The 23,969-nt window shown below is 62.7% G+C and carries 22 protein-coding genes; 7 read left to right on the forward strand and 15 right to left on the reverse strand.

Annotated elements, in window-relative coordinates; all coding sequences use genetic code 11:
- Nucleotides 1-23 precede the first annotated feature (23 nt).
- A complete protein-coding gene (locus IZV00_RS06495) occupies nucleotides 24-1,010 on the reverse strand; it encodes an acyltransferase family protein (RefSeq protein WP_196226309.1) in 987 nt (328 codons plus the stop codon).
- 64 nt (nucleotides 1,011-1,074) lie between these two features.
- On the opposite strand from IZV00_RS06495, the gene IZV00_RS06500 reads away from it, so the two are divergent.
- The 5 genes from IZV00_RS06500 to IZV00_RS06520 all read left to right on the forward strand — a co-directional run bounded on the left by IZV00_RS06500 (nucleotide 1,075) and on the right by IZV00_RS06520 (nucleotide 4,049).
- Nucleotides 1,075-1,752: an RluA family pseudouridine synthase gene (locus IZV00_RS06500; protein WP_196226310.1), complete on the forward strand. Its 678-nt coding sequence runs from the start codon at nucleotides 1,075-1,077 to the stop codon at nucleotides 1,750-1,752.
- The gene (gene arfB / locus IZV00_RS06505; RefSeq protein ID WP_196226538.1) at nucleotides 1,739-2,143 is read left to right on the forward strand and encodes an alternative ribosome rescue aminoacyl-tRNA hydrolase ArfB; all 405 of its coding nucleotides are present in this window, start codon (nucleotides 1,739-1,741) and stop codon (nucleotides 2,141-2,143) included. The genes IZV00_RS06500 and arfB overlap by 14 nt, the downstream gene beginning before the upstream one ends.
- Before the next feature lie 9 nt (nucleotides 2,144-2,152).
- On the forward strand, nucleotides 2,153-2,638 hold the full coding sequence (locus IZV00_RS06510) for a GAF domain-containing protein (protein WP_196226311.1): 486 nt from the start codon (nucleotides 2,153-2,155) through the stop codon (nucleotides 2,636-2,638).
- 127 nt (nucleotides 2,639-2,765) lie between these two features.
- Entirely contained in the window at nucleotides 2,766-3,617 is an 852-nt protein-coding gene (locus tag IZV00_RS06515) for an RcnB family protein (RefSeq protein ID WP_196226312.1), read from the forward strand.
- Nucleotides 3,618-3,671: 54 nt separating this feature from the next.
- Nucleotides 3,672-4,049, forward strand: coding sequence for a VOC family protein (locus tag IZV00_RS06520; RefSeq protein ID WP_196226313.1), 378 nt, complete (start codon nucleotides 3,672-3,674; stop codon nucleotides 4,047-4,049).
- Between the two features lie 45 nt (nucleotides 4,050-4,094).
- On the opposite strand, the gene IZV00_RS06525 is transcribed toward IZV00_RS06520, so the two are convergent.
- Entirely contained in the window at nucleotides 4,095-4,913 is an 819-nt protein-coding gene (locus IZV00_RS06525) for an arginyltransferase (protein ID WP_196226314.1), read from the reverse strand.
- 125 nt (nucleotides 4,914-5,038) lie between these two features.
- The gene (locus tag IZV00_RS06530) at nucleotides 5,039-6,286 is read right to left on the reverse strand and encodes a threonine ammonia-lyase (protein ID WP_196226315.1); all 1,248 of its coding nucleotides are present in this window, start codon (nucleotides 6,284-6,286) and stop codon (nucleotides 5,039-5,041) included.
- Between the two features lie 97 nt (nucleotides 6,287-6,383).
- Between IZV00_RS06530 and IZV00_RS06535 the strand changes: the two genes are divergently transcribed.
- Both IZV00_RS06535 and IZV00_RS06540 read left to right on the forward strand, forming a co-directional pair.
- On the forward strand, nucleotides 6,384-7,253 hold the full coding sequence (locus IZV00_RS06535) for an NAD(P)-dependent oxidoreductase (RefSeq protein ID WP_196226316.1): 870 nt from the start codon (nucleotides 6,384-6,386) through the stop codon (nucleotides 7,251-7,253).
- Complete coding sequence (locus IZV00_RS06540) at nucleotides 7,250-8,944, forward strand: amidohydrolase (protein WP_196226317.1); 1,695 nt, start codon at nucleotides 7,250-7,252, stop codon at nucleotides 8,942-8,944. The genes IZV00_RS06535 and IZV00_RS06540 overlap by 4 nt, the downstream gene beginning before the upstream one ends.
- 104 nt (nucleotides 8,945-9,048) lie before the next feature.
- On the opposite strand, the gene IZV00_RS06545 is transcribed toward IZV00_RS06540, so the two are convergent.
- The 12 genes from IZV00_RS06545 to IZV00_RS06600 all read right to left on the reverse strand — a co-directional run bounded on the left by IZV00_RS06545 (nucleotide 9,049) and on the right by IZV00_RS06600 (nucleotide 23,967).
- A complete protein-coding gene (locus IZV00_RS06545; RefSeq protein WP_196226318.1) occupies nucleotides 9,049-10,791 on the reverse strand; it encodes an MFS transporter in 1,743 nt (580 codons plus the stop codon).
- Entirely contained in the window at nucleotides 10,791-11,543 is a 753-nt protein-coding gene (locus tag IZV00_RS06550; RefSeq protein ID WP_196226319.1) for an FkbM family methyltransferase, read from the reverse strand. The genes IZV00_RS06545 and IZV00_RS06550 overlap by 1 nt, the downstream gene beginning before the upstream one ends.
- The gene (locus tag IZV00_RS06555; RefSeq protein WP_196226320.1) at nucleotides 11,540-12,685 is read right to left on the reverse strand and encodes a glycosyltransferase family 4 protein; all 1,146 of its coding nucleotides are present in this window, start codon (nucleotides 12,683-12,685) and stop codon (nucleotides 11,540-11,542) included. The genes IZV00_RS06550 and IZV00_RS06555 overlap by 4 nt, the downstream gene beginning before the upstream one ends.
- Nucleotides 12,682-13,971, reverse strand: a complete 1,290-nt coding sequence (locus IZV00_RS06560) for a hypothetical protein (RefSeq protein WP_196226539.1) — start codon at nucleotides 13,969-13,971, stop codon at nucleotides 12,682-12,684. Before IZV00_RS06560 ends, IZV00_RS06555 begins: the two co-directional genes overlap by 4 nt.
- Before the next feature lie 29 nt (nucleotides 13,972-14,000).
- On the reverse strand, nucleotides 14,001-14,753 hold the full coding sequence (locus tag IZV00_RS06565) for a class I SAM-dependent methyltransferase (RefSeq protein WP_196226321.1): 753 nt from the start codon (nucleotides 14,751-14,753) through the stop codon (nucleotides 14,001-14,003).
- 63 nt (nucleotides 14,754-14,816) lie between these two features.
- Nucleotides 14,817-15,950 (reverse strand): glycosyltransferase, encoded by a 1,134-nt coding sequence (locus tag IZV00_RS06570; protein ID WP_196226322.1) that lies wholly within the window; start codon nucleotides 15,948-15,950, stop codon nucleotides 14,817-14,819.
- Nucleotides 15,950-17,299 (reverse strand): sugar transferase, encoded by a 1,350-nt coding sequence (locus tag IZV00_RS06575; protein WP_196226323.1) that lies wholly within the window; start codon nucleotides 17,297-17,299, stop codon nucleotides 15,950-15,952. The genes IZV00_RS06570 and IZV00_RS06575 overlap by 1 nt, the downstream gene beginning before the upstream one ends.
- Before the next feature lie 93 nt (nucleotides 17,300-17,392).
- Nucleotides 17,393-19,288: an XrtA/PEP-CTERM system amidotransferase gene (locus IZV00_RS06580; RefSeq protein ID WP_196226324.1), complete on the reverse strand. Its 1,896-nt coding sequence runs from the start codon at nucleotides 19,286-19,288 to the stop codon at nucleotides 17,393-17,395.
- Between the two features lie 11 nt (nucleotides 19,289-19,299).
- A complete protein-coding gene (gene xrtA, locus IZV00_RS06585; RefSeq protein ID WP_196226325.1) occupies nucleotides 19,300-20,835 on the reverse strand; it encodes an exosortase A in 1,536 nt (511 codons plus the stop codon).
- The gene (locus IZV00_RS06590) at nucleotides 20,832-22,061 is read right to left on the reverse strand and encodes a TIGR03087 family PEP-CTERM/XrtA system glycosyltransferase (protein ID WP_196226326.1); all 1,230 of its coding nucleotides are present in this window, start codon (nucleotides 22,059-22,061) and stop codon (nucleotides 20,832-20,834) included. The genes xrtA and IZV00_RS06590 overlap by 4 nt, the downstream gene beginning before the upstream one ends.
- Nucleotides 22,058-23,122, reverse strand: a complete 1,065-nt coding sequence (locus IZV00_RS06595) for a FemAB family XrtA/PEP-CTERM system-associated protein (protein WP_196226327.1) — start codon at nucleotides 23,120-23,122, stop codon at nucleotides 22,058-22,060. Before IZV00_RS06595 ends, IZV00_RS06590 begins: the two co-directional genes overlap by 4 nt.
- On the reverse strand, nucleotides 23,119-23,967 hold the full coding sequence (locus IZV00_RS06600) for an XrtA system polysaccharide deacetylase (protein ID WP_196226328.1): 849 nt from the start codon (nucleotides 23,965-23,967) through the stop codon (nucleotides 23,119-23,121). Before IZV00_RS06600 ends, IZV00_RS06595 begins: the two co-directional genes overlap by 4 nt.
- Nucleotides 23,968-23,969: the final 2 nt, after the last annotated feature.

Consider the following 23,969-nt stretch of genomic DNA (forward strand, 5'->3'; position numbering starts at 1 on the left):
GATGGATGCACCGGCCCCTTTTTTCAGAGGAACAGGCGACCGCCGACCGGGCTGGCGCGCAGAAGGTAATAGACGGCAATGGGCAACAGCAGCGCATGGAGCAGCAACCAGGGCTTGTCCAAATGGGGCGACAGATAATGGATGACCGCGACGTGCAGATACATGATCACAAGTGAGGCCCTGCCGACTGCCGCCAACCATCCGCCAAAAGGCGCGACATGGACAGAAATGCGGAAGATCAGCAGAGATGTCGCCACAGCCGAAGCAAGTGACAGGATCGGCAACCCATAATCCGCAGCCTTCATGTTGAGCGTGGGAAGCAGACCTGATAGTCCCGCCAGAGCCAGCGCGCCCAATGGCAGCCACATCCAATGCCTCCACGGCACCTGCTGCCATACGGCTCCGATCCAGAGCAGCACCATGGCCATGGGCACGGTCAGCAACCCCAGCACGGACTCCTGGGTAACCTCCCCTGCTACATAAGCTCCAACAGAGACAGCTATGATCGCGATATACCAGCGCCGGTCGAGAGGATCGGGCCAACGGGACAGCAGCGCGTTGAACAGGATGCGCGCGGCCATCAGGCAGGGCACGAACCAGAATATGGTATAGGGACCGCGAAGCCATGATCCGCCAAGAAGGATCGGCAATATATCGTTCGGCCATTGGTTGAATATCGGCCGCTGCCCCTTCATGGGCTCGATGATATGATCCGCGATGATCAGCAAAGCGAGGAAGGCCGCATAGGGGCGCATCTGCGACGCCAATTGCCGCAGGGCGAACCCCTGGGGCGGCTGCGGACGGGACAGCAGGCCCGACAGCAGGAAGAATAGCGGCATGTGAAAGCTGTAGAGCGCATCGCGGAGGGGGCCGCTTCTCCACACATGTCCGGCCACTACGGCAATGATACCAATGCCGCGCGCCACATCGATCCATTCCAGCCGCCCGCCACCCTGCACCCGTTCCGATGGCGCCGACTTGTGCTGGACCTCGTTCCCCCTGTTCTCCATGGCTTCCACGCCCTATAGGACAGCGCGCGCCCGTCAATCTTTCCAACTGCTCCGGAATCACTCCTTGTCCCTATTGCATGACCGAGTTCTCTTCATCGATGGCGAAGCCATCATCCTGGACAAGCCCGCTGGGTTGCCGGTCGATGCGCCGCGCGACGGTTCGCTGAGTCTGGAGAACCACCTTTCGTCACTGACCTTCGGCTTTCAACGCTGGCCCCTGCCGGTGCATCGGCTGGATCGGGACACCAGCGGCTGCCTGCTGCTGGCGCGCAATCCCAAGGCGCACAAGCGCTATGCCGCCGAGTTTGAGGCAGGAACGGTCAGCAAGCGCTATGTCGCGGTCGTGGACGGTGTACCGGAAGCGGAGAGCGGCGTCATCGAACTGTCGCTGAAGAAAGTCAGCAGCGCGGCCAAGGGCTGGCGCATTATCGCGGCCAAAGAGGGGAAGTCCGCCGTGACCGAATGGCGAAAGCTGGCGGTGAAGGGCGGCCGCTCGCTGATGGTCTTCACACCGCGCACCGGACGAACGCATCAGATCCGCGCTCATACATTATATGGGTTGGGCTTCGGCATCGCTGGCGACCCCGTCTATGGCACCGGCGAAGGACCAATGTTGCTGCACAGCCGTTTCCTCAGCGTCCCGCGCGGGAGCAAGGCTCCGGCCGAGGCGACAGCTCCCCTGCCCGCCACGTTCGCGGCAGCGGGCTTCGGGCCGGAGTATCTGGATGATGCCGGACTTTGACATTCCGGAAGATGCGCTGGAGGAGCGCTTCATCACCGCTGGCGGTCCCGGCGGGCAAAATGTCAACAAGGTTGCCACTGCCGTTCAGTTGAGGGTGGCGCTCTATCGGCTGGGATTGCCGGTCCATGCCTTCCGGAAAATAAAGGAACTGGCGGGGTCTCGCCTGACCTCTGGCGGGGAGATCGTGATCCAGGCGTCCCGCTTCCGCACGCAGGAGGCCAATCGGCAGGATGCCCGCGACCGGCTGGCCGAGATGATAGCGCAGGCTTACAAACGCGATCCCCGGCGCATCGCCACCAAGCCGGGCAAGGCGGCAAAGGCACGCCGCGTGGACGCCAAGAAGGCGCGCAGTTCGGTGAAACAGGGTCGTGGCAAGGTGCGAATGGATTGAGGACTGCCAATGTTTGATTTCAAGGCGCCGGCCGATGGCGACAAGTCAACGCTCTATGCGGACCTCCTGTCGGCCGTCGATGCAGTGACGGATGGCGAGCCCGATTCGATCGCCAACATGGCCAATGTCGCGGCGCTGATTTGGCAATTTCTTCCAGACCTTAACTGGGCAGGCTTCTATCGCATGGTAGAAGGTGAACTGGTGCTCGGCCCGTTTCAGGGGAAGCCAGCCTGCATCCGCATTCCCTTGGGCCGGGGCGTCTGCGGCGCGGCGGCCGACACGGGAGAGACGCAGCTGGTCGAGGATGTCCACGCTTTCCCCGGCCACATCGCCTGCGATGCCGCCAGTGCATCGGAGATCGTTGTGCCGGTGAAGGTCGATGGCCGGGTCATTGCGGTGCTTGACCTCGATAGCCCCGTCCCGGCGCGTTTCGATATCGCCGACCAGAATGGTCTTGAGATGCTGATCGAACGGATCGGCGCTCGACTCGCTTAACCGCGCTGCTCCGTTTCGGGACAGGCGGGGCGTCCCCGCCGCGTGGATCGTGGCGGATCATCATGCTAAACCAGACGTTAACGTCACGGCCATGCCCAAGGCAGCCATGAACAACGGGGAGTTTTGCATGCGGATCTGGAGCATCATGCTGGCGGGCACGGGCCTTGCCCTCAGCCTCGCGACACCGGCTTTAGCAGGTGGTGCCGCCGGGACTGGCGCAGCGCTCCCTGTCTTAGGCAAGAGTTTTTCCGGCATGCGGCCGGTTCATCCCGGGATGCATCGCGGAACGGTGGTCCACCGCTGGGGACCGCGCGTTCAAGGTCGCTGGTTCGCGGGCTGGTATGCGCCGGGCGGTTGGGGCGCTTACCGGCGGCCGGTCATGGGCTATGTCCTGCCATCCTATTGGGTGAGTCCCACCTACCGGATCGGCAATTATGGACGCTATGGTCTGCCTGCGCCCGCCGATGGCTATGACTGGTCCCGCTATTATGACGACGCCGTGATGGTCGATCGTCACGGCCGCGTCCGGGATCATCGCAGCGACATCGATTGGGATGCGCGCGATCATGAACCGGATCGGCCCGGCGTCCCCTATGATGATGACGTGACCGCGCATGATGGACCTCCGCCCCCGCCCCATGAATATGAAGGGCGCTGGACCGGGACTTGGCGGGACGAAAATGGCCGCACCGTGAGCGGCGAATATGAGGGCCGTTTCGAAGGCGAGGCGCGCAGCAACTATGGAGTGGATTATGACGCTCCACCTTATGGCGCACCGCCGCCCCTCGTCCGACATGGTGGCCCCGGCGCTCCGGTGGTCACGACGACGCAGGCTCCCGGCTACATCGCGGGCGGCTATTATTATCCGGGCGCCACGACAACGACAGTGGTCATCACGCCGACGGTCACCACCACCAGCTATGTGACCGAAACGACGACGCGCCGCCATGGCGTCAAACGCAGGTGCAACTGCAAATAGGATCAGCGGTTTAACCTGTCTGAAGGCCCGGTGGGCAAGGACAGGAGAGACGGCATGATCCATCATGTGTCGGTTGGGACAAATGACGTCGAACGCGCGCGGGCTTTTTACGACCCGCTGATGGCACTGCTCGGCTATCGCAACATACGCGATTATCCGCATTCACTGGATTATGGCGTGACTAACGTCGTGTTCAGTGTCGAAACGCCGGTGAATGGAGAGCAGGCGTCGTCCGGCAACGGCGTTCATATCTGTTTCGAAGCGGCCGATCGCGAAGCCGTCCGCGCGTTTCACCGACTGGCGCTGGAACTTGGTGGCGCCGATGAAGGACCGCCGGGCGTTCGGCCCAATTACGACGCCCATTATTATGGGGCATTCGTGCGTGATCCGGATGGAAACAAGATCGAGGCCGTAACCTTCGCCGCGAAGTAGATTTTCCTGACAGATCGTGCCTTTTGATGGCAGCAGCGGTAGCGGTTATTTCCGGAAGATGCCCGCCAGTTCGATCGGCAACGGCGGTTCATCGCGGGGCAGCACACCCCGAATCGCCTGCTCCTGCTCCTGCGGATCGAAACGCACCCAGCCGCTGCGGCTCAGCTTTTCCAGCGGGCGGTAGCGGACCTTATACTGCATCCGCTGTGACCCCTCGACCCAATAGCCGAGATACACATAGGGCAGGCCCGCTTTCGCCGCGCGCAGGATGTGATCCATGATGATGAAGTTGCCCAGCCCCTTGCGATGTTCCAGCTCCGTATCGAAGAAGCTGTAGATCATCGACAGTCCATCGCCCTGCCGGTCGGTCAGGCATGCACCGATCAACTTGCCGGGACGGCCATTTTTGCCGGGTTCGCGATATTCGACGACGTGGCTTTCGACCGGCGTCTGCTCGACCATGTCGGCGAAATCCATCTCGTCCATCTCGGTCATGCCGCCGCCCGGATGGCGCGCCTTCAGATAGCGCTGAAGCAGTTGGAATTGCTCCTCCGTCGACCATGGCTTGCATGCCGTGACGATCAAGTCGCTGTTGCGGCGAATGAGCTTGCGCTGCGTCGCGTTGGCCGTGAACTCTCCTGCCACCACACGCACCGAAACGCAGGCGGAACAATCAGCGCAGCTGGGTCGATAGGCGACATTCTGACTGCGGCGAAAGCCGATGCGGCCGAGCGCATCGTTAAGTTCCGACGCATTGTCGCCGTTAAGTTCGGTAAAGACCTTCCGTTCGCTCCGGCCCGGAATATAGGGGCACGGGCTGGGGTTCGTCACAAAGAAGCGCGGAAAACGAAATGGTGCGCTCACCCCACGGTCTCCGTCAAAACGCTGCGCGAAACTTGAGTCATGGACAGACTATGACGCCCGCAGCCTTCCGTGAAAAGGTCATTTACCACGAAAAAAAATGCGTACTCCCCGCGCAGGGAGGCCGATCAGGCAACCTCGATCGGCGCGACCTCATATCCTGCGGCGCGCAGGGCCGTGATCAGCCGATCGAGATGCTCCCCATCGCGGGTCTCGCATTCGACGTCGAGGCTAAGGCCCTTGGCCGGAAGATTGGTGAAGATGCGCTGATGCGACAGCTCCAGAATGTTGACCGCTTCCTGATCGAAGATGCGGGCGACGTGGAACAGCGCACCGGGGCGATCCTGCAAGATGATACGCAGGCGCGCGAGGCGCCCAGACCGCGCAAGATCGCGCAGCAGCACATTCGCCAAAAGGCGCGTGTCGATATTACCGCCCGTCAGGACGAGCCCGACGTTGCGGCCCGCGAACATGTCCTTGTGCATCAACAACGCGGCAAGCCCGGCCGCGCCTGCGCCCTCGACCACCGTCTTTTCGATCTGGAGCAGCAGGCTCAACGCCTCCTCCAGATGCCGTTCATCGACCAACAGGACGTCGTCGGCCAGACGCTCGACAAAGCGGCGGGTCAACTCGCCCGGTTCTTTCACCGCGATGCCTTCGGCCAGCGTATCGCCGTCGCAGGCCAGGTTCGCCTGCTTGATATGGCTGTACATCGACGGATAAAGCTCCGCCTGCACGCCATAGATGCGGATGTCGGGCTTCATCGCCTTGGCCGCAGTGGCCATGCCGGAAAACAGGCCGCCACCGCCGATCGGGATGACCAGCGTGTCGATCTCTGGCGCGTCCTCCAGCATTTCCAGCGCGACAGTACCCTGCCCGGCCATGATGTCGGGTTCATCGAACGGGTGGACGAAGGTCAGGCCATTCTCCTTGGCCAGTTGGCGCGCATAGGTGCTGGCGTCGTCAAACTTCTCGCCATGCAGCACGACCGTCGCGCCATGCCCTTGCGTCTGCGTCACCTTCACAGTCGGCGTGGTCACGGGCATGACGATCGTCACGGGCACGCCCAAACGGCGGCCGTGATAGGCAAGCCCCTGCGCGTGATTGCCAGCGGAAGCGGCGATCACGCCCTTTTCCTTCGACGCCGCGTCCAGTTGAAGCAGGCGATTGAGCGCGCCCCGCTCCTTGTAAGCGGCGGTGAACTGGAGATTTTCGAATTTCAGGTAGACCTTGCAGCCGAGCATATCGGACAAAGTCTGGCTGATCAGCGTGGGTGTATGCACGACCGCGCCCGAAATCCGCACACGCGCCGCCAATATGTCATCGACGGTAACGGGCAGCGGCATCGCGCTTTCGATCTTGCTCAACGTGTTCATGCGCTCGCCCCTAGCGGAAATTTACCTCGGAAGGAACTGGCCCTTGGCGAAATCTCGTCCTATGGCAAAAGGCCACGCGGCTAACTGTACGAGGCATATGGCTAATATCGCGTTTATCGGTCTGGGCGTCATGGGCGGCCCGATCGCCGGGCATCTGGCGAAGGCCGGACACGAACTGACCGTCTACAACCGCTCCATCGGAAAGGCGAAGAAGTGGGCCGAGGCCTATGGCGGCGCCGTGGCGGTCACCCCGGCCAAGGCGGCGGAAGATGCCGAAATCGTCATCAGCTGCGTGGGCACCGACGATGACCTTTCGCAGGTGACCGTTGGCAAGGAAGGCGCGTTCCGGACGATGAAGCCGGGCAGCCTGTTCATCGACCATACGACGGTATCGGCCCGGATCGCGCGGCAACTGTTCGTGGAAGGCGAAAGCCGCGGGCTTCATTGCGTCGATGCCCCTGTATCAGGAGGACAGGCAGGCGCGGAAAACGGGCGCCTGTCGATCATGTGCGGCGGCACGGGACCGGCGGTCGAGGCCGCGCGGATCGTCATGCAAAGCTATGCCGCGCGGATCGTGCATGTCGGCGGCGCGGGGGCCGGGCAAACGACCAAGATGGTGAACCAGATTTGCATCGCGGGCGTTCTGCAAGGGCTTTCCGAAGCGCTACGCTTTGCGCAAGCCGCCGAACTGGATCTGGACAAGGTGTTCGAAGCCGTGTCCGGCGGCGCGGCGCAAAGCTGGCAGATGGATAACCGCTGGAAGACTATGGCACAGGACAGTTTCGATTTCGGCTTCGCCATCGATTGGATGCGCAAGGACCTTGGCCTCGCCCTTGAGGAGGCCCGCGCGAATGGTGCGACGCTTCCTGTGACCGCACTGGTCGATCAATTCTACGCCGATGTGCAGGCGATGGGCGGAAGCCGACAGGATACAAGCGCGCTGGTGAGGCGGATCACCAAGGCATGAAGCGCGCCCTTTTGGCGGCCATCACCGCCTTCGCCCTGCCCTTCCCCGCTCTGGCGTCGGGGGTCATCGACAATGTGAATGGCATCGCGGTCGACGCCAATGGACGCACCGTGCGCTTCCGCGCTCTGCTGATCGACGACGAGGGCAAGGTCGAAAGGCTGCTGCCTGGACGCTATGAAGCGCCGCCCCGCAAGAAGAAGCTGAAGAAAGGTGAGAGCTGGCCGAAGGGTCTGGATTTCCAGCTGGACGGCGGGAGCAAGACATTGATCCCCGGCCTGATCGACGCGCATGGCCATGTCATGGCGTTGGGCCTGACACAGATCACGCTCGACCTGTCCGGCACGCGCTCACTGGCTGACGCGCAGGGCAAGATACGGGAATATGTCGCCGCCAATCCCGGACGGAAATGGATCATCGGCCGGGGATGGAATGCCGAGCTTTGGGGGCTTAATCGCGCACCCACCGCTGCCGATCTCGACGCCGCCTCCGCCGATGTCCCAATATGGCTGGAAAGCGCGGACGGCCAAGCGGGCTGGGCCAATTCAGCGGCAATGAAAGCCGCCAACATCAGCGCCACAAGCAAGGCGCCTGCCGGTGGCCGGATCGAGATAACCGGGGGTAAGCCATCCGGCGTGTTCGTCGGCAAGGCGATGGACCTTATTCAGCGGGTCGCCCCGCCTCCCGCCCCCAAGGACCGCGACATCGCGCTGGAAAAGGCGCAGCAATTGTTGCTGGCGAACGGCGTCACCGGCATTGCCGACATGGGCACCACGATCGAAGATTGGCAGGCATTCCGCCGATCGGCCGATCGCGGCGCGCTGCGCGTGCGGATCATCTCCTATGCGCAGGGCCTCGACAATATGGTGCTGATTGCAGGACCGGAGCCGACGCCGTGGCTCTATGATGACCGGCTGCGCATGGGTGGGCTGAAACTGGCGTTGGATGGATCGCTCTCGTCGCGCGGCGCGTGGCTCAAGGCCGACTATGCCGACGCGCCGGGGCAACGCGGATATTCGCTGATTCCATCCACCCAGCTGCGCAACATGATGAGCCGCGCGGCGATGGACAATTTCCAGATCGCGGTGGATGCGACCGGAGACGCGGCCAACAGCGAACTGCTGGATGCAATCACGGAACTGGGTCAGACCTATAAGGGCGACAGGCGCTGGCGTATCGAAAAGGCAGACATTGTCGATCCAGCTGACCTACCCCGCTTCAGGCAAGATGGCATCATAGCATCGATGCAGCCCGCGCTTCAGGGCGCAAACTGGCGCATGGCGGTCGCGCGCATGGGCGAGAACCGCTTGAAAGGCGGCTATGCGTGGAAAGCTATGTTCGACAATCGCACTCCATTGGCGTTCGGCTCCGGCGCACCCGTGACAAGCCCGAACCCCTTTATCGGCATGGGCATCGCGATGAGCCGCGAGGATGCAACCGGCGAACCGGCAGGCGGATGGATGCCGCAGCAGCGGGTGAGCTTTGAGGCAGCGCTTGACGGCTATACGCGCCAAGCTGCCTTCGCGGGCTTCGCGGAGAAGCGCTTCGGCAGCTTGATTCCCGGACAGCGGGCGGATTTCATCCTCATCGATCGCGACATCTCGATCGCTCGGCCCACCGACATACGGGCGACGCAGGTTCTGGAAACATGGATCGGTGGCAAGCGGGTCTTCATGAAGGGCGCCAAGCCCTAGAGCATGATCCGATCAAACTGGATCGGATCATGCTCTATTTGTCTTTTGTTTCCCGCATTTTCCGAGCCAGCAGATGATGCCATCTGCTTCGAAAATGCTCTAGATTACAGCACGTCGCCCGACGCGCTCATCGCATCATCGATGGTTTCAGGCAGCGGCGGCAGCACCGGTTTGTCGCATCCAACCGCCTTCATATGTGCGCGGAGCGCGTCCATGCGTCCGAGATTCCAGCGAGCGAGCGGCACGCCCAACGGGCGGAACTCGGCGCGGTCGAACAGTTCGACGACATAATGGCGGCAAAGCTCGTCCACCTGCCCCAGCGTCAACATCCCAAGGTTCATCACCATCGGTCGCCCCGGCACGCCGTCGCGGCCCCGCACCAGATCGGTCACATATAATCCGCCGCGCGGATCGACCAGCACGACATCGGCCTTCGACGCATCGATCATGCGATGGCTTGCGGCATAGGGCGCGACGAAAACATGCGTGCGCCAGACCAGAAAGGCGCTCATCGCCAACGTTATCGCCACGGCCAGGTAAATGGGCCGCATCGCCGCCGGACGAAAACGCGCCCAGCCGAGGCCCGCCAAAAGGCAGAACGGCCCGATGAAGCCATGGGCATAGCGAAAGCCCCAACCATAGCCCTGCGCCAGCGCCAGCGCGCAACCGGCAAAGCAGCCAAGCGCCAGCGGCAACGCGATCTCCTGCCCCCGCAATGCCTTGCGCCATTGCATCGCCATCACGCCCAGCGCCGCCAGCGGCACCATCAATATGTTGTTCCATGCGGCAAAGCGGCTGAGGTTGACCAGCGGTTGCCAGCGGTCCCCCAGACGTTCGAACAGGCTGCCGACCTTGTCCGCTACCCCTGCAGAAGGTCGAACATCGGCGGCAGGCCCCAACGACTGGACGAGAAATCCGGGCCAAAGCTTTGCCCACACGACCACGATGGCGATCAGGATCAGGACGTGAAATGCGGCCACGGCCCAGCGACGCGACAGGAGCATCCACAGGATGAAGGGCGCGATGAAGATGGGCGGGAAATGCCATTGATGGAGGCCAGCCGCCACCAGCGCCACCGCGCCAGCGCTGACATGACCGATCACGCCACCCCGCAGGACAAGCGCGAGCCAGATCATGTTAAGCGCGAAATGGCCGGTCATCGCATAGGGGGTCATGGCCGTGACCCAGAGCTGCGTGGACGACAACCCAAGCAGCATCGTCACCCAAACGGCATCGTCCCGTGTCGGGAACAGATGCAGCGCCACACGCCACAGCGCGAAGAGTCCGGCGATCAACAATGCGGGACCCGCCAGATTCGGGTCGCCTACTTGCCAGAACAAAGCCTGGATCGCGCTGTTCACCGGCAGATAGGCGGCGGTCCAATAATCGGCCGCGCCGAACGGAGAGAAGAATTCCGGCATGATCGCGCGCCGATAGGCTTCCCATTCGGCGGGAATCGGCCGGGCAAACAATCCTTCGCGCATATAAGCAGCCGCAAAGCGCGCGACTTCCTCATCTCGCGAAATCGAATAGTTCTGGAACAGCCAGTAATGGCCCGCCCAGGCGACGAGGCCAAAGACGACGATCAGCGGCACGATCACCCGCGCGCGGGGCTTGGGCAGGCGAAAACCCATCCCTTCGGCAAAAAGCGCCGCCAGCGTCAGCAGTAGCAGCCCGCCCAATAGTGCGGGGAAATCCTGATCCAGAAACAGGATGACGGCCAGGCTGACACCTTGCCGGTACGTCACATGCCACAGAAATGTAGCGCCCAGCCACAGGGTCAGGCCGATGGCACCCGCCAGGAACAGGCGGCGGGCATTGATAGGCCGGGCGGGCGGAACGTACATCAGCTTTCCTGCGGCAGCAGCGCCCGGTTGACGAAAATGCCATCCATTTCGACGAGCAGCGGGAAATGCCCCTTGTTGTTGGCGAAGAAGGCCGAGGGGATGAAATCCTTTTGCTCCAGCCAATCGATCATCGCCTGATAGCCGGTGCCATTTTCGTATATGGGCCGCACGCCAAGTTCGGTCTGCACGCCCGCCATGACCGCGATAGCGGCCCCCGCGCCTTCGCAGACGGAAAGGTCATGACCCTGCGTGTCCATCTTCAGGAACGGACAGGAAAAGCCCTGCTCCGCCCGTAGTTCTGGAAGAAGCGTGTCGATCCGCCTGCATTGCATCTCGACCGTCCGGGTGACCTTGTTGCGCTCGGCGAAAATGGCATCCTGCCGATCTGACGGCTTCTTGAGCGAGCTGAATTGATCGGCCGCCATGATGTTGAAACTGGCGGTTCCTTCAAAGTCGGACAAGGCGAGGTTGAACACATGCCATTTGGCATCGGACGCCGCCCGGCGGGATAGCTCGGCAAATATGTCGGGATTGGGTTCAAAGGACAGGATCGTCCCGGCAAAGCCGACGTCCTTGCGCAACATGACCGCATATTGCCCCCGGTTAGCACCGACATCGAACACGCAATCGACCGCAAAGGCAGAAAGGAACCGACGAAGCGCCTGGATCTCCGGATATTGATGCACCCGCCCGGCGATAGCGAGGCGGATTGCCAGCGCGCGGTCGGCCAGTTCGCGGACATATCGGCTCATGCGCGCGAGGCCATAACGGAGCGGTAAATGCCGATCGTTGCCAAGGCCATGTCCTTCCAACTGCCCATAGTCTCACCATAGGCGCGTGCCGCCGCGCCAGCCGTCTGCCTGATGGCGGGGCTTTGGATGAGCCGCAAGAGGGCTTGAGCAAGATCGTCCGGATTTCCGGCCGCTGTGCGGATCGCCACCCCCTCCGGCAAGGCGGCGAACATACCCACGTCCGATGTTACCATCGCCTTGCCATGGTGCAGGGCGGACAGGAATGCGCCGCTTGAATCGATTTGGCGATAGGGGAAGATGATGGCATCGGCCTTTGCCATATGCGCGTCGAGCCGCCCTTCGGTGAGGAATCCAAGGTCGGCAATCAGCCGGTCAGCAAAGCCCTCAGCCCGGCCTCTTTCCAGCAATGGCGCTACGTCCATGAATGGCTTACCCGCCACCACCAGCTCGAAAGCATGCCCCGCCCGCCAGAGCGATATGCAAGCCTCGATCAATATATCGACGCCCTTATAGGGCCTGATCGTACCGAAGAAGAGCAGGCGCGGGATGGATGCATCGGGGATAGCGACCAGATCAGCCGTTGTTGCCGGTGCCAGACGCATTGGGGGGTGGGGCGTCACATGAATGCGGGCCGATGCGATCCCCTGCGCCGCCAATGCCTTGCGCGTCGTATCACCATGCACGATCAGCGCATCGAACAGGTCGAGCAAAGCGCGATATCCCCTACCCTGCACGCCTGCATCGGCATGATAGGCATCGGCATTATGGACCGTATGGACCATCGGCACCCGCCCCTTCAGTCGGCGCAACAGCAGGCGGTCAGCGGGCGCGAGTGGCAACCATTGGAAATGCGCAACGTCCGCCGCTGTCAACGCACCGATCCGGCCAAGCGCGCAGGCAGCGCCATATTCGGCGGCCTTGATCAGACGAAAGGCTTTGCCCTCCCCCAATCGCGCTCGCAGCGCTTCGCTCCGACGGAAGAAGCGCGGTTCGTACCGATAATTCTCCGGCGTGATGGCGTCGGTCGATCGCATCGGGCGGCCGAGCAGGGTCACATCCGCGCCCTGTGCGGCAAGACCCCTGCACAGGCTGTCATCATATCGCCCGGTGAAAAGCGACGGATCGACCATTGCAATCTTCATTGCGCGGCCGAACCTTGCAGCAGACGGCGCAACGACAGGGCATGGAGCGCCGCGACCACGATCATCGTCAGCGCATAGATTGCGAGAACGGCTCGATCGAACCCGTCGCCGAAAAGCATTGCCAGCGGCACGCTGAGCAGCGATCCGGCGAGGAACGGGAGCGAGCGCTTGAGCAAATGAGAAAAGCGCCCAAGCGCCGCCTGGACATAGACCGACACACAGATCAGCGTCAGCGCCAGCAAGGCGCCGTCGATCAGCAGCAGATCGGCCATGCCAATGGCGGCTCGTCTGGCGAACAGCTTTGCGAAGACCCACTGGCCAAGCATCAGCAACGCGGCCGACGCGGCAAGGGCAAAGATAAACCCCGCCGCCAGTGCGCGGGTCAGCAACTGGCGCAGGCGGGGCCGGTCTCCACCGTGAAAAGCGCGGGTGATGCGAGGAAGCGCGGCCTCCACCATCGCGCGGATGGCCATGGAAAGCGCCCGCGACATTTTGAACAGGAAGTCGAAGAGCAGCATCGGCCGCGCGTCCTGCGTGGCGATAGCTATGGTGAAATAGGGCGCATTATAGGCCACGATCTCCGACACGGTGAACAGCGCCGACGCACCTATATCCCGCAGATAATGGGTGCGCACATATGCCCCGCCCCGGCGAAAGGCCAGCCAGTGCCGCGTCGTCATCCCCAACCGACCATGCACCAACTTGATCGCATATCCGATTACGGCCATGCTGATGACGAGTTGCAGCGCCACCGAAAGACGCGCGTCCAATCCTTTGAGGATCAGCAGCAGCAGCGCGATGGTCATCATCCGCCGCAAACAATCCAGCATCTCCCAGACGAAATTCCCATCGACCGCCGCCAGCGCTCTTTTCGCGAGCAGCGCCGGAAGGTTGATGCAGGCGGACAGGAAGAAAAGGATGAAGAGAAGCGGCATCGTCGTATCGATCCCGCCCGCCACCAGCGCGACGAGCAGGATCACGACACCGCCAAGGATCAGCATGCCCAGGAACAGGAAAAGGACGCCCATTTCCTCCAGACGGAAGCCGTCCCCGCTGTCTCCGCCATGGCCGAGCCAATGACGCCGCAGCCGGGCATAGATAATGCTGGTCAGGCCGAACTCGGCCGAAATAGTGAAGTTACCGAAGGCGACCAGCAGCAGGAACGCCTGAAACTCGCGCAGCGGCAGGACGCGCACGAAAACATAAGTGACGGCGAAACCCCAGATCAGCGTCAGCCCGACATTGGCGAGCTTGATGAGGGCGATGAACCGGGCAGACCCTTCCATCCTGGCGATGGTCCTGCCGACCAACGCGCTCACCGGGCGGCGCTTCCCACAGGCTTGCGGGCGCGAAACAGACGGTCGTCCAGCGCAAAGAAGTGGCGCGTGTCGGCATCAATCCCGCTCGCGTCAATCTCCTCCAACAGGAAGCCCGCCGCCCGGATACGGTCGGCGAAATCCAGACCATATTGCCGCACATGGTCCCACTGGCCAAATCGCCGTTCCCGCTCGCGGGGCGGAATGTCAAAGCTGCCGTCCTCGGTCGGCTTGTCCCACAGCGGCACGATCAACCAGGCTTCGCCGCCGGGCTTCAAAGCGCGATAGATATTGCGCAGGACGGCATGGTCGTCGGGCACATGCTCCATGACATGGCTGGCGTAGAACAGGTCATATTGTTCAGCCTCCTCCAGCGCCATCAGGTCCACGCGGCGCATGCCGGGAACCGAATAGCGCGCTGGATCAAGATCGGCGGGCACATAATCGGCGGCGGAAGAAAAGCGGCGGACAAGGCTACCTTCATTCGGCGCCATGTGCAGGATGGCCCCATCTTCCGGAACCGTCAGCGTCTTTTCCGCAATCAAATGGTTCATCAGCCTTTCGCGCGGCGAGGCTCCGCAATTGGGGCACCCCCATTCCGCATTGTCGCCATAGCGGAAGAAGCCCACGACAGACTGACCACATGCCGTACACGCGCGGTTTGCGCGCGCGCCCATCGCCTTGCGCAGGACAAGCATGGTCCGGGTCAGGTGCTTGCCGACGGCTTTTGCCACCCGCTGGAAAGTAATCACGCCTTGGCTCCGATCAGCATTGGGGAGGGCCTATACATGATGCCCCGCCTTTGGCGAGAGGGATCAGCGTGACTTTGCGGGATTCCAGACAGTGACCGTGCGGCCCGACATGGCTTTCATGACCCCCTGAAGCGTCGCGGCATAGGCGATGAGAATGTCGGTCACCGCCGCCAAAGGCCCCGACTTTGCCCGCAAGCCCATCGTCAGCAAAAGTAACGCGAGCGCCGTCGCACCAAGAGCCAGCAGAGGCGAGATGCGAACAGCCAGCAACAGGGCCGCAATCCCACCGGTCAGGATGAAAACTCCCCCAAACCACCTGATGATCTTGCGAGACGTGTATTTGAAACGGTCGAGCGCTTTCATGCGTCGAAGCTGAGGCCGAAGGTGCAGATGCGTGTGCCATGCGCGAGCGGCGATTCGAACCTTCCGCCGATATTCATCGCCCCTGCCCGCAACCAGTCTTTCCCTGGCGATGACATCCTTCGCCTTGACCAGCCGCGATCCCGCGAACACCACCGCCATCGACACAGTCAGGTCATCAAGCACACTGTCAGGAAACACAGGATAGAGCGTGCGGCGGATGGAAAAGATCGATCCATCCGCGCCCAGCACATTGCCGGTGCGCGATTCCTCGTCCTTCAACCGCTCCTCCATCCGCCAGTAGAGCGAACCCACCGACGCCGTCGCGCTTTCCCCCTCGCCCATATAATGCAGCGAACCCAGAACGCCGCCCACCTGCGGATCAGCATAGCGGGCAAGCAGATTGCCGATCGCCTCCTCGTCCAGCATCACATTAGCGTCGGTGAAGATCAGCACATCACCAGTAGCGCGCGCAGCCAGTTGCTTCATGCCATGCGCCTTGCCGCTACGGCCCGGCCCCCTGATCAAGGTCACCAGATCGCTCTGTGCGGCTATCAGCGACGCGGTCTCATCGGACGAGCCATCGTCAAAGGCCAAAATCTCAAGGCCGGGATGGCGGCGCTTCAACATCGCCAGATTGGCCAGCTTCTCCGGCATCGCCGCCGCCTCATTATAAGCGCAGAAGAGCAGCGAAGCCGAGGTCACCTCACCCGCGCGCGGCGCCTCCGGCTTCGTCGGAAGGGCACGCAGGATCAGCGGGTAGAAGAGGAACGGCCAAAGCAACGCCACGACCGACGAAACAAGAACGAGCAAAAGGATCAGGTCCACGCCGCGCATCAATAAGCCTTGTGATGCACCAGCACCCCAATCGTCGCCATGATGATACGCAGGTCACGCCAGATCGACCATTTCGTCACATATTCCAGATCCGACTGAAGCCGGTCGATCAAATCCTGATGATGGTCGGTCGATCCGCGATGCCCCCGGACTTGCGCAAGGCCGGTCATGCCCGGCTTGATGCAATGCCGCTCCCAATAACGCTCATCGACTTCCCAATAGAGGCTGTCGCCCGCCTTCGCCGCTGCGGCATGGGGACGCGGCCCCACAATGCTCATGTCGCCGCGCAGCACGTTGAACAGCTGTGGCAGTTCATCGATGCTGGTGCGGCGCAGGAAGCGTCCGACAGGCGTCACCCGATCATCGTCACGCGCTGTCAGCTTATCCGCCTTATGGTCAGCCGCCTCAATCCGCATCGACCGGAACTTGTAGATATTGAAGGGTCGTGCATCGCGCCCGATCCGGGGCTGCTTGAAGATGACGGGTCCGGGGCTGGTCAGCTTCACCGCCAGCGCGGCGGCGATCAGCACCGGCGAAATAGCGATGGTCGCAGCGGTCGCTACGATGATGTCGAAAATCCGCTTGATGATGCGGTCCCGAAACTGAAACGGGCCGCCCGCCACGATGATGGTCGGCTGCCCATCGAACTCATCGACCCGTGCTGGAGCGAAGCGCAGCAATTCGGGCACCACGATCTCACCGCGCGCGGACAGGGATTTGAGCGCCACCGACCAGTCGCTCATCCGCTCCATCGGGCATGCGACGATCACGCGCTCAGCCATGCCGACCGCCGCCGCCAGCCGCGCCGCCATGTCCGCATCGTGGCTGGCAGGCCGCAAGTTCGCGGCGGCCGCGTCGATCACTTCCATATGCGGGCCGGTCTCTATCTCCACGCCATCCATGATAACGGCGGTGAGGTGCGGCACCTCCCCCAGCAGGCGAGCACTAAGCCGGGCAATCGCCAGCCTTACCAGCGCAACGCTGACCGCCGAAAAGCCAAGACCGACGACAAAGGTCAAACGCGAAAGCTGCTCGGCGATCTTGCCGAGATACACCACCAGCAGCATCAGCAACGCCGCCTGCGCCAGCGCCAGCAGCCCACGGAAGATCCCACGCCGGATGTCGTCCAGCATGTGAATGCCGTAAGCCCCGCCCTGCACCGCCAGCAATATATAAAGCGGCGCGACCATCGCGAACATGACGAGGCCATGCGGCTTCCCCGGCTCGCCCAGCAGCGCGCCCAGCACGAGCCAGTTCGCCAGCAAAAATGACAGGAACAGCCCCGCCAGGTCTCCAAGGAGGCACAGCAGATATAGTCGCGCCCGAACGATTTCCTTCGAAACTGTCACTTGCGTCCTGCTTGTCCTTAACCCGCCCGCTCCGTTGGCACTGGCGGGACTGCCATGCAAGCTTTGCGTGAAAGCGCCTTCTGTGCCAGCCGGTCAAAGGCCGAACAAGCGGGTCAGTGACTTGTCCAGCATCAGCAATTGCCAGAGCAATCGGCCATGATCGGCCATCCCGGACTTGTGATCGGCAGCGATGCGTACCAGCGCCTGGGCGTCGAACCAGCCGGTTCGGGCAAGCGCCGACCCACCCGCAATGGCGCTCGCCTCCCCCGCCAGCGGCCCACGAAACCAGTTGCTGATCGGCGTCACGAAGCCCATTTTCTGACGATAGAGAATGTCGTGCGGCAGATAGGGCTCCATCGCCTTCTTCATCAGATATTTGCCGCTATTCCCCCGAATACGCTGGGCGACCGGAAGGCGAGCAGCAAACTCCACCAGCCGATGATCGAGCAACGGCTCGCGCGCCTCCAGACCCACAGCCATGCTCATCCGGTCGGTCTTGGTCAGGATGTCGCCGGGCAACCAGATATGAATGTCGGCATATTGCGCCCGGTCCAGCGGATCGCGCGCGGGCGCTTCCGCCATGACACGGATATAGCGATCCTCCGCCCGATAGGCGCCCAGCCGACTGCGCATGTCCTGACTGAAGAGTTTCTGCCGCAGCGCGTGAGGAGTGACACTGACGGATGCCGCATAGGCCTCGCTCCCCTCACTTGCCAATTCGAGGAAGGTCGACTTGGCACGCAGCGCTTGGGGTGCCCAATCGGCTTTGGGATACCAGCGCCCCAATGTGCCGAACAGCGGCTCGCGCACCGATGCGGGGATGAGGCTGCGCACCCGCTCCCCCTGCATCTGGAAACGATGGCGACGATAGCCGGCAAAGGCTTCATCGGCACCATCGCCCGACAAGGCGACCGTCACCTTCTCCCGCGCCAGTTCGCACACCCGATAGGTCGGCAGCGCGGAGGCATCGGCGAATGGCTCGTCAAAATGATAGGCTAGCGTATCGATCAGACCATAGTCATCGGGTGACACGATCCGCATGCGGTGGTCAGTCGCAAAGCGCCGGGCGATCCGGTCGGCATAGGCGCTCTCGTCCAGGCTCGCGACATCGAAGCCGATGGTACAGGTTTTGACCGCCTGATTGGAAGCCTCCGCCATCAGGGCGACGACGCTGCTACTGTCCACGCCACCGGACAGGAAAGCCCCCAGCGGCACGTCGGAAACCATGCGCGACCGCACCGCCTGCCGCATCAGGGCGACCAGTTCCTCTTCCAGCGCCTCGGGCTTCGCCTTGCTGCGTTCGGCAAAGCTCACATTCCAATAGCGCTGCGGCTGCGGCACGGGCCGACCACGCACCAGCCGCAGCGTGTGACCCGCCTTGAGCTTGCGCACGCCCGCCACGATGCAGGCGTCGTCGGGCACATAGCCAAAGGCCATGAAATCTTCGACCGCCGCCAGATCAGGCGCGCGGCGCAGCAGCGGATGGGCCAGCAGGCTCTTCAGTTCGGACCCAAAGATCAGACTGCCATCCGAAAGCTGCGCATAATATAGCGGCTTCACCCCCAGCCGATCACGCACCAGCCACAGCGACTGTGCCCGCGCATCGAACAGGGCAAAGGCGAACATGCCGTGGAGCCGCTCGACACAGGCCTCGCCCCATTGGCGATAGCCGTGAAGGATGACCTCCGTATCGCTGTCCGTGCGGAAGACATGGCCCTTGGCCTCCAACTCCGCACGAACTTCCGCGAAATTATAGATCTCGCCATTGAAGGTGACGGCCAGGCTCTCATCCTCGGTCAGCATGGGCTGCGCCCCGCCGCCAAGGTCGATGATGGAAAGGCGCACATGGCCAAGCCCCACGCCCGGCGCCGTCCATACGCCGCTGCCATCGGGTCCGCGATGCGGCATCACGTCCAGCATCGCGCGAACCCGCGCCGGATCGACCGGCTTGGCCGTTTCAAGATGGAAGATGCCCGCTATCCCGCACATGCGAACGGGCTTTAGCGGATGCCGAGGCTGCGGTCAGCCAAATCCTTCACATCGCCAATATCTTGCAGGAACAGGGCGATGGCGGCATCGGCGGGCTTGCCCTGCTGCTCTTCGGCCGAGACGATGATCGCACCGGCGCGCTGGTCGCGGCCGAGCAGCCGAGCGAGCATCGTGTCGATCTTCACGCGCGGCGCGCTGCCGGTGACCGGGCCGTCTCCGACCTTGTAGAAGCTGGCGGCATGGCGGACCACCGGGCCGGGGGCGGTGATCTGCTCGCCCAGACCATTTGCGGGCGCCCGTGCAGGCGAGGACCATGACCAGCGCTGGTCGGGATTAGCGGCGCCCTGCGCAAAGCCTACAAGCTCACGCCCCTCATCCTGCCGGTCAAAGCTGGCGATGGCGAGGTCAACCACATCTCCCGCCCCATTCCGATAACGCCCGAGGACAAGATAATCCGCCCCGTCGAATCGCGGCCTCCACGGGTAGCGCGGCTGCGCCGAAGTCAGTGCCCAGCCCTTGACCGCGGGGAGAGTCGGCGCGCCGGGCAGCGGCTTGCTCACCGCAGCGCTCACGATCAGCCAGACGGGCGCGGCCAGCACCAACAGGCTCGCTGCACCAACTGCGATGACAAGCGGGAGGCGACCACGAACGAGACTTCCAAGCCGAGCAGGATCAAACCATGGATCACCCGGCCGACGGTCGAAAAAAGGCCACGCCGCCGCCATCACCACCGCCATGATGATAGCGAAAAAGACCCAGCCATACATGACATGGTCAAAGCCGACCGCAGCCTTGATATTGGTGAGATGCGCGATCCATATGGTCCCGAATGCACGCAAGCCATTGGCCAGCACCGCCAACAGCAGCGCACCGACCATGAAGAGGATGCGGCGTGGCCAGCTTGCAAAGCAGACATTGCAGACCAGCGCGCCATAGGCCGTCATCGCAATCACGAACTTCGCGCCCGAGCACGCCTCCGCCACCCGGAAATAACCCGTCGGCGTCGTTATGAAGATGCCGTCGAGATGCGCAGGAACGCCCGCAATATCGAGAAAGATCATGCACAGCCGCGCCGTGATCAACTGCAACGGCGCGACCAGTTCCTCCCCCACCGGCACCATGAAGAAGGCGTAAAAGAGCGGGAACAGCAGCGCCCTCGCCACGGCAGGCCCGAGCAGCGTGACAACGCTACCCTGCAACATCAGGATGATCGCAGCATGGCGGAACACAGCGACACCCGCCGCCGCTCCAAGGAGCCAGGCGAAAGCACCCAGCGCTATCCAGATCAATCCGGGCGCCCATGCGACAGGCTCAAGTTGGCGCAGGCCGGAAAGTCTCTGCTGCACCAGCCACGCGATCAGGAACGGGATGAAGAGGCAATGACCAAAGGTGGACGCGTTCCACCAGATCGAAACCATGCCCGACGCATCGCGATGAAACAGCGTCAGGATCAGGAACGCCAGAACGCCAAGCGTAGCTAGATGCCCCCGCCAGCCTTCCACGCCAACGCCGCGCGCTCGAGACAAAGGCAGCGTCCTGTCAGTCATGCTGCTTGGCTGCCTAAAGCGGACACCGAACCGAACAGCATTTCCGGCAAGTCCTTAAGCGTTTCAGCCCAGCGATAGCGCTCCCCCACCCGCGAGCGGGCAGCCTCGCCCAGACTCCGCGCCCGATCAGGATCGGCCAGCAGAGCGCATATCTTCTCGACCTCTTCGGCAGGATCAGCCGCGATGAGGAAATGCACCCCATCCTGCGCATCGATGCCTTCGGCCGCCTGCGGCGACGCTACTATGGGCCGCGCCATGGCCATCGCCTCCAGCACCTTATTTTGTATGCCTCGAGCGATCCGCAGCGGCGCAACGACAACATCCGCCGCCGCCAGCCAGCCGCGAACATCGGGAACCGCCCCAGTCACAACGACGCCGGGCAACTGCGACAACGCACTAATCTGCGGCGAGGGATTGCGCCCGACAATGGCAAAACATGCCTCGGGATGTCGGGTTCGCAAGGCTGGCAAGCTATCGCGCGCGAAGCTTTCCACCGCCTCGACATTAGGCCGATAGTCCATCTGCCCGGTGAACACGACGAGCGGACCCGCCGGTCGCGCAACCTCATCAAATTCGGCCGCCGGATCGAAATAATCCAGCGCCACGCCATTATCCATGCCGATGACCCGCGCGGCGTTCAGGCCCGCGGCCTCCCGAAACAGCGCAGCCTCGGCCTCGCTAACGAAAGCGCTGACGTCGGCGCGTTCGGCCGTGGCACGCTCAAAATCGAGCAGAACCCGCCCCTCGCGCCGGTTGATCCACCCCATAGGACCGCCGCCTGCCGCACCATAGCTCGCATATTTGGCCGAATCGAAATCGACGAAATCCATGACGAAGCGAACGCCATCGGGAAGCACCGGCACGAAATGCGCCATCTGCACCGAATAGCCCATCACCGCCGCGATCGGACGCTCCGCCAAAGTCTTCCGCACCCATTGATGCATGCGCGAGTCATCGAACAAGGACACCAGCATCGGCTGCCGCTTAACCAATCCGGACAGCCCAGCCACGACGCGCGACCTGTCGCGCTTCAGCACGCACTGGCTCGCCGTCATCTCTGCCATGGCTGGGGCGAAGCTCAGATCGCGATCGTCATCCGCAAAGCAGCCGACATGCACCGGCGATATCTCCGCCAGCCGCTTCAATATGTGATAGGAACGGATCTTGTCGCCCCGATCCGGTGGAAAAGGGATGCGGTGGCAGAGGAACAGGATTTCGCCCGTCATCCCAACCCCCGCGAAATCAGCGGCCCGAGCAGGTTGGCGATCGTCAGCGGCAGCTTCTTCCACATCTCAACGCGCCGCTGATATTGCGCGCTGTTGGGATTGATGTCGCGCCGCTCGCCCGTCGCCGACCAGCTATGATAGGCGAGTGGCACCGGATCGAAGCCGAAGCTCTTCTTCCACGCTGCCTGCCCGCTCCCCGTCTTGGACCGCCCAAAATCGAACAGGCGCATGCCGCGCGCCCGCCCATGGCCCATCAGCCGGTAATACATGAGTTCGTTGGAACGCAGCCGCCGCGCATCGGCGACACCCCCGCCCCAAAAAGGCATGACCCGCCCCCGATGGTAGAGCGTCAACACCCCCGAAACCGGCCGGTCATCCTCATAGACGATCAATATGTCGGCATCCTCGCCGAACGCCGCCAACACTTCGCGAAACAGGCGCCTCGGAAAAACCGGCGTCCCGAGATTGCGCACGCTTTGCGCATAAACATCATAATGCGCGCGCAGAAACCGCTCATCCCGCCCAACCTCCACCCTTAGCGCGGAATTGGCGAGCGCCTTACGCAGTTCAGCCCGGTGCTTACGCGGGACAGCGAGCAACTCCGCCTCATCATCCGCCGCAATCGGACGGACAAAGCCGAGATGGCTGTCCTCATGGACGGTCCAGCCTTCGCGAGGCGACGGCCCGCCCCGCAGTTCGACCGAAGCTACACCACGATCACGCGCAAATCCTTCAGCCGCGCAGGCGAGTGCGCAATGGGTGGCGGGATCGCTCGCCAATATGCCGCCATCGACGGCAAAGCCCGAAGACACGAACGCTTCACCAAACAGGCGACTTTTCATGTGCGTCAGCGGGAGAATACCCGCGATCTGGCCCGACGAAGCCACTGCCGCCAACATATATGCGCGGTTGCCAGTGCCCCGCTCAATCGCCTTGATCCACGCCGGCCGGTGAAAAGGCGTGCCTTCTTCCTCGCCCTGAATGTAGGCATCCGCCGCAGCCACCTGCGCGGGATCATCCAAATCAAGCGTGACCACGCCGACTCCGCCATCCGCCCTCATGCCGCCAACTCCGCCTCGCGAGCGACCAGCGCATCCACCCGCGTCCAGGAAAAATCAGCAGTCAGCCGCCGCAGCTTGTCCGCCATGACGGACAGATTGCTGTAATGGCGCAGGCGCGATCGGAGCGGCGCTCCCGCCACACGCGGCTGGTCGGGATCAATTTCCCAGGGATGAAAATAGATGATGGCGGGCTGCTTCTCCCGCCCATTCACTTGCCGAATGGCCCAGCGGGAAAAGCCATAGGGCAGCAACCGGAAAAATCCGCCACCCCCAGCCGCCAGCCTCCGCCCACCAAATTCGGCAGTCGTCACCGGCAACTCCAGAAAATCACTCCCCGTCACCGGCCGCCAGGCAAAGCGCGGCGATTCAGGCCAGCCATAATGATCATGCCGGATCGGCGCGACGCTGCTGGAATAGCGATAGCCCTCCTCCGCCAATATGGCGTGCGCCCAAGGCGTCCGATGATCGATGGAAAAACTCGGCGCGCGATAGCCTATGACGCGCTGCCCGCTGGCATCCTCCAGCAAGGCGCGCGACCGGCGCAAATCCGCGCGAAACGCCTCCGGGCTCAGCGTAAAAACGCGAGCGTGATCATAGCCATGGCTCGCCACCTCATGCCCCGCCTCGGCAATCCGCCGCATGAGCGCAGGATAACGCTCCGCAACCCACCCTAACGTAAAGAATGTCGCACTGACCCCCGTCTCGGCAAACAGCGCCAGCACCGCATCCGTATTGCGCTCCACCCGATGCGTCAGTCCATCCCAGGAAGGCCGGCTGATCGTGCGCTCAAAGGCGCCGACATGAAACCAGTCCTCCACATCGACCGACAGGGCATTCAACACCATGA

Source organism: Sphingobium sp. Cam5-1 (assembly GCF_015693305.1).
GTDB lineage: Bacteria > Pseudomonadota > Alphaproteobacteria > Sphingomonadales > Sphingomonadaceae > Sphingobium.